The sequence below is a fragment of the Annamia dubia NIES-4383 genome (genome assembly GCF_055394725.1).
In genome coordinates this window covers 23,720-31,516 of record NZ_AP025631.1, presented here as the reverse complement: position 1 = coordinate 31,516, position 7,797 = coordinate 23,720, and the positions used below count along the sequence as shown (strand labels likewise).

The 7,797-nt window shown below is 32.4% G+C and carries 6 protein-coding genes; 2 read left to right on the top strand and 4 right to left on the bottom strand.

What is annotated here, in order from left to right:
* The first annotated feature begins 363 nt into the window (after positions 1–363).
* Positions 364–564 carry a hypothetical protein gene (locus Anndu_RS17515; protein ID WP_464104161.1) on the top strand — a complete coding sequence of 67 codons (201 nt, stop codon included), beginning with the start codon at positions 364–366 and terminating at the stop codon, positions 562–564.
* A gap of 456 nt (positions 565–1,020) precedes the next feature.
* Complete coding sequence (locus Anndu_RS17510) at positions 1,021–2,979, top strand: site-specific integrase (protein WP_464104160.1); 1,959 nt, start codon at positions 1,021–1,023, stop codon at positions 2,977–2,979.
* 36 nt (positions 2,980–3,015) lie between these two features.
* Here Anndu_RS17510 and Anndu_RS17505 read toward each other — a convergent pair whose 3' ends face one another.
* The 4 genes from Anndu_RS17505 to Anndu_RS17490 form a co-directional block, all read right to left on the bottom strand.
* The gene (locus tag Anndu_RS17505) at positions 3,016–4,866 is read right to left on the bottom strand and encodes an N-6 DNA methylase (RefSeq protein WP_464104159.1); all 1,851 of its coding nucleotides are present in this window, start codon (positions 4,864–4,866) and stop codon (positions 3,016–3,018) included.
* Positions 4,867–5,031: 165 nt separating this feature from the next.
* On the bottom strand, positions 5,032–5,286 hold the full coding sequence (locus tag Anndu_RS17500; RefSeq protein ID WP_464104158.1) for a hypothetical protein: 255 nt from the start codon (positions 5,284–5,286) through the stop codon (positions 5,032–5,034).
* 579 nt (positions 5,287–5,865) lie between these two features.
* Positions 5,866–6,291, bottom strand: coding sequence for an ASCH domain-containing protein (locus Anndu_RS17495; RefSeq protein WP_464104157.1), 426 nt, complete (start codon positions 6,289–6,291; stop codon positions 5,866–5,868).
* Positions 6,292–6,362: 71 nt separating this feature from the next.
* Positions 6,363–7,766 (bottom strand): transposase, encoded by a 1,404-nt coding sequence (locus tag Anndu_RS17490; protein WP_464104156.1) that lies wholly within the window; start codon positions 7,764–7,766, stop codon positions 6,363–6,365.
* Between the last annotated feature and the right edge of the window lie 31 nt (positions 7,767–7,797).

The following is a 7,797-nucleotide window of genomic DNA, read 5'->3' as shown; positions in this document are numbered from 1 at the left end:
AACGTACGCTAAGGCTAAAACTCATATAGACTAAGGGTTTGACACTTATCACGGCGCGATCGCACTTTGGAGTTAGCTGGTTAAAGTAGTTTAATTTTTAATAGCTTAAAAGGAGGAACAGATCACCTTGCACAATCTCAAAAGATATGATATAATATATAGCTAATCAACAATTTTTACAACTCAATATATTCTAGTTAAATTTATTTCCGCAAAGGAATACTTAAAAGAAATACTTAATTAGAATAAGCTCTACAAATTAAATAAAAAAGCCCGACAGGAACTATGATTTTCTGTCGGGCTTTTTTTTTGGGGGTTTTAGTTGGAGAAATTTTGGTTGTATTTAAAAAAAGGAAAAAAAATATGGCAAAAGCGTATCACAAAAGTATGAGAAATGTTCCCGAAATTTATGACGAGAAGAAACAAGCTTACTCGATTAGTTTAACTCCTACGGGGAAAATAAACCTTGATCTAATGGCTAAAGATTTTGGTTTAAGTCGCTCTGAATTAATCGAACAAATTGCCCGAAAACAATTTCTTCTTACCCGCAATCTCAGCCAATAGCCTTCATCAATTTAAGCCGATTTATTGGCAGTATCGTTGTCAATCTTAAATCTTAATATGTTTATTTGGTATGGCTTTTGCTCTTAAATACGACCTAAAAAAATAACTGGTTGGCACAAGCGAACATAATTCTTTTTTTCTCCTTCGTCTGCTCACCTACTCTTATCTTTCTTTAGGTCTTATCTAATACCAACTCCCCACCTATCTTATATATAGTTATCCCCTTTATATATAAGATTTTTCAAATTCAAAACGTCGAAGCTTTATGGAGTAATTAGTTAGCTCTTATATCTATTTTAAAATAACGATTATCAATACAGAGTTGATTACAGTTAATCAAGAATTTCTTAGATATATGCAATTAGTAACTAAACTCTATTTCTTATTTTTAATTATACCTTAGCTCTTACCTAATAGCTAATTTTATTCACCAGATTTTTCAGGAGGTTATATAAGATGCAAAAACCTAAAAATTTAGGGCAACTCATGGAGCTTTATTCTCAATTAATTAAAGACAATAATTGCCCTATTAAAGCTAATCAAATTATTAAACAATTAAACACAGCTATTTATCGTTATCTTCTCCCTGCTTATGGTTTTTCTCCCTTAAAAAATAACAAAATTACTCAAGTTGAACTCAAAGCGGCTGAGGCTTTTTGTTATACTCTAAAAATAGAGCAACTTTATAATGCTCTTAGCAAACAAGCCGAAGTTTTTGCTAATTTAAAAGTTTCAAAGTCTATTCAATATCCTAATAAATCTCGACTCAAAGATTTTCTGGATACGGCCAAACAACAAAATTGGTTGCCACAAAAAAAACCTTCTCCTTTAAAATTAAACGATCGCTGTCCTGGCAAACGTCAAAAAGGCTTTGGTGGCATTGAAAATACTCCTCTTATGCCACCTCGTAATTTAGCAGGGTTAAAGCCATACAGTTTAAAAGAGAAGGATTTTTCGCCCAAATTAGCTCAACAAATGAAGGAGTTTTATAAATATCGGACTCAAAAAAATTACTCCAATCGCTTTGATGAGCCTGTATCGAAGGAAACAGCACAAAATCAAATGAAGGATATTGCCATCGTCTTAGGTTATCACCATCATTATGGAAATATTCCCAAGGAAGATTTAGATTTTGAAACTTTAGTTCCCTATCTTCCTGTCAAAAAAGCGCATGATTCGGAGTTAGCCCGAAGACAACTTGAAGATCTAGCTGATGATGTTGATAATTGGCTATGTGACTTTTTATCTTTCCTCGAAGATGAGCGTCAAATTAAAAGTCCCCATACAAAACTTCATTATGTCATGGCTGTTTTAATGGTAGCCAAATTTCTCTATCGTCGAGATACGATCTTTAATGATTATCGTGATCTTGTGCTGATTGACAAAATCAAAATGCGTCTGAGTTTGATTAATAAAGAGTTTCAAACTCATCAACCTGTGGCTGATATTTCTAAAAGATGGTTAGATTTGAATGATTTACTTACCAAAGTTGTCGAGCCTTTAAGATTAGAATGTCAACCGAAACTAAACTCTGGTTGGCGAAGAAGTGATGAAGCTGTAGGGCAAAGTATTCAACGATATGTGATATTGGGTTTATTAACTTATATGCCTCCTCGCCGAATTGGTGTTTTTGCGAAGCTCAAAATGGCTACTTCCTGTCCGGTGGAACGTCCTGCTCATGTACCTCCTGACGGCTTATTTCACCCTTTACCTCCACTGTTTGAGCGCCATCAAAATTCTGAATATCCCTATCTCTATCAAGATCATGGCAAATGGTATTTAGATTTAACGCCCCAGTCATATAAAACGGGAAAAACTTATGGTCATCAAAAAATTGAGATTGCTAATCCTATTTTTGAGGATGATAGAAGTTTTTACGAATACCTCGAAATGTGGCTCTATGGTTATTATTTAAGTAGTGATGGTAGCCCTAGAAGTTGTGGCACTAATTGTAATTTAGGTAATATTTCTCGTTGGTATCAAACAAGAATGATCTATCAACCCCAACATAATTTTGTTTTTACTCAATATAATGGAATCCCTACTACGAAAATATCTTTGAGCAAATATGTGTCCACGGCTGCGCATAGTACGATCGGAAAACGACTTAATCCCCATTTGATTCGAGATATCTACGCTACTTACTTTTTAGAGCAGAATTATTCTGATGAGGTGATACGCTCTTTGGCTTATGCGATGGGGCATTCGGTCGAGATGTTACGCAAAATCTACGATTTACGGCATCCCCACCAAAAACGTATTTCCATTGAAAAAGCTGTGGCACAGGTGGTTCAACAGACGATTAATGGCGATGTCAATGTTGATTTTGATTCTCTATCTCCCAAGGCGAAGATTTTACATTTAATCCCTCATTTAACTGCCAAAGAGCGTGAGGAGATCCAGTTGTCTCTTTAATCTCGATCTGGGCGCGATCGCGCCCTTTTTCTTTTGTTAATTAAAAGGGTTACTCCAATTTAAGTGAACTAAGGTATTAATTTTTTCTTTGATTTTATCTATCTCTGAATAATGTTTGACAATTTGATCAAAATTGTCAACAACTTTTTTCATTTCTTCTGCATTGCTAGGAAGCGGAATTTTCAAGTTTTCTAATGCTTTTAACTGGAGAGTTGTAGCAGTAGTGCCTTTAAAAGTTATTCTTTCTATCAAAAGTTGTGCTAATTGTGAAGACAAATACATAAATAAAAATTTTGGATCAATTCCCGTTGTTTTTCTTATCCTTAAAATAACCCAAGAACGACTAGCTATCCATCCATTTTCCCCCGGAGGCGGAGCATTGTTAGGAACAATAGCAACTTTTCCGACATTACCAAGAAACTGAAAAATAATGTCATTAGGTTGAAGAAAAAGCTGTGATTCTTTTGCTATTTTTTCTTCAATTTTAAATTTATCTAATGGCTCTGGCATATATCCAAAATCATAACTATCAAGACTTGTTACTCTAAACACATCAATTCCTTCTTCATCATGTTTTAAAAACCGATAACTAATTATTTCAACCAAGTCTTTTAGAACACAAGTTTCTGTTTCTTGTAAAAATTTTTCGGCTTTTTTTAGTTCAGAAGACTGAATATAATAAGAAGGATTAAGATATAGTTCTTTATTTTTTAATACTTCTTCATAGGGTATAGAAATGAAAAGTTCTTCTTGTTCTTGGTCTTGATTCATTAATTCTACAATTTGTTTCCATCCCTGTAAAATAGGACGACGTTGATAACCCATAGAAATAAATTGCTCATTAGCACCATCAATAAAGCGAACATTTTTGAATTTATGTTTTAAGTTACATACTAAAATTGAAAACTTTAATGAAGTTAAAGGAATTATATTAGAAGGAAGATCAATGATTGCTTCTATCATTTTTTGATTAATTAAATATTGTTTTAAAGACTTTTCATCAATCCCTTGTGAATAGAGAAATTGATTAGGAACAATAATAATAGCTTTTTCTTTTGTATGTTTTAAAATATAATCAATAGCAAGAACTAAGGGTGATGATGGCATCTTCACAAATTCTTTAGGAAAAGGATATTTATTAAAATAACTATCTTCAAATTTTTCAATCTTTATGTTCTTACTACCAAGAGGGGGAAAAGCAATAGTTATATCGCAAAATTTACTTCCCTGAGAAAAAGAAGGAACTTTGATTAAGTCTCCCTTTCCAACTTGAATATTTCCTTGTGAAAAAAAATTAATAAAATGAGGAATTTTTGTTGATATTGATTCAGTTAAAACTTTTGCACCACTGTTAAATGCTTTGTTAATAAACTGGCAATAATTATCGTATGGACAATAAACTTCCTTGTCTTTAATATCTCCAATAATTTCAAAAATTAAATTATTAACTTCATTCTGAAAACAGAAAGTTTCTTTGAAATCTGTAAATAAATCTTCAGGAATTGAGAAATTTTTTATTAAATCATTTCTTATAAAGTCATCAAGTTTTGTAAATACATTTAAGAGACTATTTTTATCACATCTTGAAATATTACTAGAAAAGAGATATGTATTATCTTGATATATATAGTTAGCCAGTAGAAAAGAAATCGAACCGGAAAGTTGTTGAAAAGTTTTAATTAAATTTTCAAGAGTAAAGTCTTTTTGTCTATAAAAGTGAACAAAAGATAAACTATCTTCTAAGGGATTTATCAAATCCATTGTTGGTAATTTTACCCAAGCAAGAAATTGAAGGGAAATCTCAATCTTTTCATCTTCTTTTAAGCGACTTTTTTCAAAACAATCATATATAGAAAAAAATATTTGTTTATTATTTTGCTTATCCATAATTTTTAGAATTTTATTAGATGTAAAACATTAAGAATTTTGATTTATAGTAAATCTGTGATAAAATAAAAACTGTCAGTTAATATTAACGCCAATTAATTTGATAACTGACAGTATTAAGTGAATATTGATCAAAATTTTTGATCTAATCTTAATCAATAAATTTTAGGAAATACCCAAAAGTTTCTTAGTATAAGCATCAACTTGTTTTGATGTCATACTTTTTAAAAATGGAGGTTTATGACCAAATTCCTGTGCAAGATATAAAGCATTTGAAATCTGTTGGGAACTAGGTGGTTTGTCCTCCTGCTTTTGTTTTTCCTCACACTCAAGAGATAACTGCAAAAATTGATTGATGTTCTTGAGCGTTTCATTTAGATCCCCATCTTGGCGATCTACTAAATTTGACAACAGTGTCATTGGATTTTTAAGCATAATTTTTAATTTTTTATTTAATATCCAAAAAACTATCGAATAGTTTTTTGGCTGAACTCCTTTATTATGACTGACCTTTTTTTCTTTGTCAAGACTATTTTATAGTTTTTTTGAAATTTTATAGTCGAATTAATTTTGAGAATGAGTCAAGAGGTCTAAACGGAGGTAGCCGAGATACATAAAAAAAGGTAAATTATCTAGGTCAATGTCTTGCTGTATATAGCTTTGAGCATCTCAGTAACAACCGTGTCAAAAACCACGTTAAGGCTAAAACTCATATATACTAAGTGTTTAAGACTCATTTTGCACTTTTTGACACTTATCTCGATCGAGCCTAAAAAAAAATCAACTTGCCCAATTTGAGCAAGTTGATCTAAAAGGGAAAAGTTGGGCGATCGAGGGAACGCATTTTTATTTTCACCGCTCGATCGCATAGTGACTTTTAATTACAGGAGAATTTCAAGAAACATGGGAAACAGAATATTGCTTTTGATATGATTAAAAATGTAAAACGGCTTAAGTTAGGGGGAGAAGTTTAACCGCTTCTCCCTTCACAATTTAAAATTAGAACAGAGCTAATTGAATTGATTTAGATCTCGGAGTTGGTTCTAATTGTACAATGACCTCCGGCGGAGGTGTCCAAAGTCCTAATTTCCCGATCGCGCGGATAGGGTATTTTAATTTAACAGGGTTAGTTAGTTTCCACTGGTAGCAATTAGGAAATGACCAGTCATTGTTATGATCAATTAGAACATCGGTTAAAGTAACGTATCCTAAGATGAAACCCAAAACTGACTGAACTTCGTCATAGTCAAAGCCACGTTGTTTACAATAATAAATATCTTTTTTTAGAGGCTTTGCCAAAGATGAATGAATGTATAAGCGACCTCTGTATTTAGTACGATAAGAACGGTTTTCAACTGTTTTGATACCTGATAGAATCCCATCGCAAAAAGGCTGTTTAACTGTTAAAACTTTGATAGTATTCATGGTAGTTTTTAATTAATTTGAACTAATATTTTTTGATTTTTAAATTAATCAGTGACAGCCCATAAAAATAATTATTGATTCTCCCTAAACGTCTTCCCACAACCCTTACATTTTTTTCTATCCTTCCCCCATTTAATAACATTAATAGAGTCACAATGCGGACAAACATTTTCCTCCGTTGTGGGTGGTTGGTACTCTATTTCATAGAGATTATCAAGGTATTGCGCCAACTGTTGTTGTTGTTGGTAGTTACCTACATTACTTATGCCCGTAGGATTGTAGGTGATTGTAGCTGGTGAGGTGGGTGTAGGTAATTGTGGGTGAGACTGTTGGTGATTTCCTAATACCAATTGATTAGAATTAGGGGTAGCTAACCAATTAGTCAAGTCCGGTATTTCTGCTAAATTATCATCAATCAAACAGGGACGATTATTATTAGCTAAATATTGATTAACTGCTTCCCAATAGTGATAATTAGCTGAATTAAATTTAGCATTATTTAGCCTAACTTTTGCTTCTTCTAAAGCATGACTATTTAATCTAATTTGATTGATACTTTTTCTAATATCACCTTCCCCTTCAAAGCCCAACGGTTTTACATTGAATTGATGACAAAGTATGATAATTCTAATGTTAACTTTACGGGCTTCTCTTAAGAGTTCTCTCATGTATTCAGATAGCCCTTTTTTCTTTGCCCAACTGTTATATTCATCTAAAATTAATGTGATTGGTGGTGATATTTTTGGATTCTCATAATCATCTAATTGGTATCTATTTGTCATCTCTTTATGAATAGATTTAATCATACCTAAACAACTAAGATTATGCTTTCCGGTTAATAATTCATTCAACAAAATTAACGGCTCTTTATTAATATCATCCCCATAGTTTCTTCCCCTACCTACAATAAGATCAGCAGTGGGAAAATCACCCGTTTGATAATGGGGAGCTATAGCAATGGTTAAACCCCCAAACATCGCTCCAAGCCATTGCCCCAAAGTGCTTTTACCGGATCCCGGCTTTCCTATCACCGCTATATTAGGAAACTCATCTTTATTTTTAAAATTATTCCAGTCAAATAAATTAATATTATATTGATTGGTTTCTAAGGGGGAAGCTTCCTCTGTCACTACCTCATCCTGATAGTTATTCTGGGGTAAATAACGGGGTTGGAGTTGGTTTTGATAGTATTGGTCATTTAAGGTTTTTAATAGCGTTAAATTGTTAACAAAGTTGTTTTCTTCAAGATGTTGATTGCCATTAATAAACATCTCCATTTTATTTAATTCTGATAATAGATAAAACGAGATTTTAACTGCTACTACTCCCATCCCCAACCCCCATAATCTTAGATTTTTATTATTAGTTTTTAATGGAAGAAATAGGGTAACACATATTAAGCCTACTATAAGAATATCCGCCCCAATTGATGTGATTAAATGCAGTCGTTTTACTGGTTTTAAATTATCTAACATTACTCCACCTCCAGACTATTACAAAAAGATT

Bases quoted from the DNA above. Each gene is read 5' to 3' on its own strand.
- Anndu_RS17515 (WP_464104161.1), top strand. From the start codon at position 364: ATGGCAAAAGCGTATCACAAAAGTATGAGAAATGTTCCCGAAATTTAT.
- Anndu_RS17510 (WP_464104160.1), top strand. From the start codon at position 1,021: ATGCAAAAACCTAAAAATTTAGGGCAACTCATGGAGCTTTATTCTCAA.
- Anndu_RS17505 (WP_464104159.1), bottom strand. From the start codon at position 4,866: ATGGATAAGCAAAATAATAAACAAATATTTTTTTCTATATATGATTGT.
- Anndu_RS17500 (WP_464104158.1), bottom strand. From the start codon at position 5,286: ATGACACTGTTGTCAAATTTAGTAGATCGCCAAGATGGGGATCTAAAT.
- Anndu_RS17495 (WP_464104157.1), bottom strand. From the start codon at position 6,291: ATGAATACTATCAAAGTTTTAACAGTTAAACAGCCTTTTTGCGATGGG.
- Anndu_RS17490 (WP_464104156.1), bottom strand. From the start codon at position 7,766: ATGTTAGATAATTTAAAACCAGTAAAACGACTGCATTTAATCACATCA.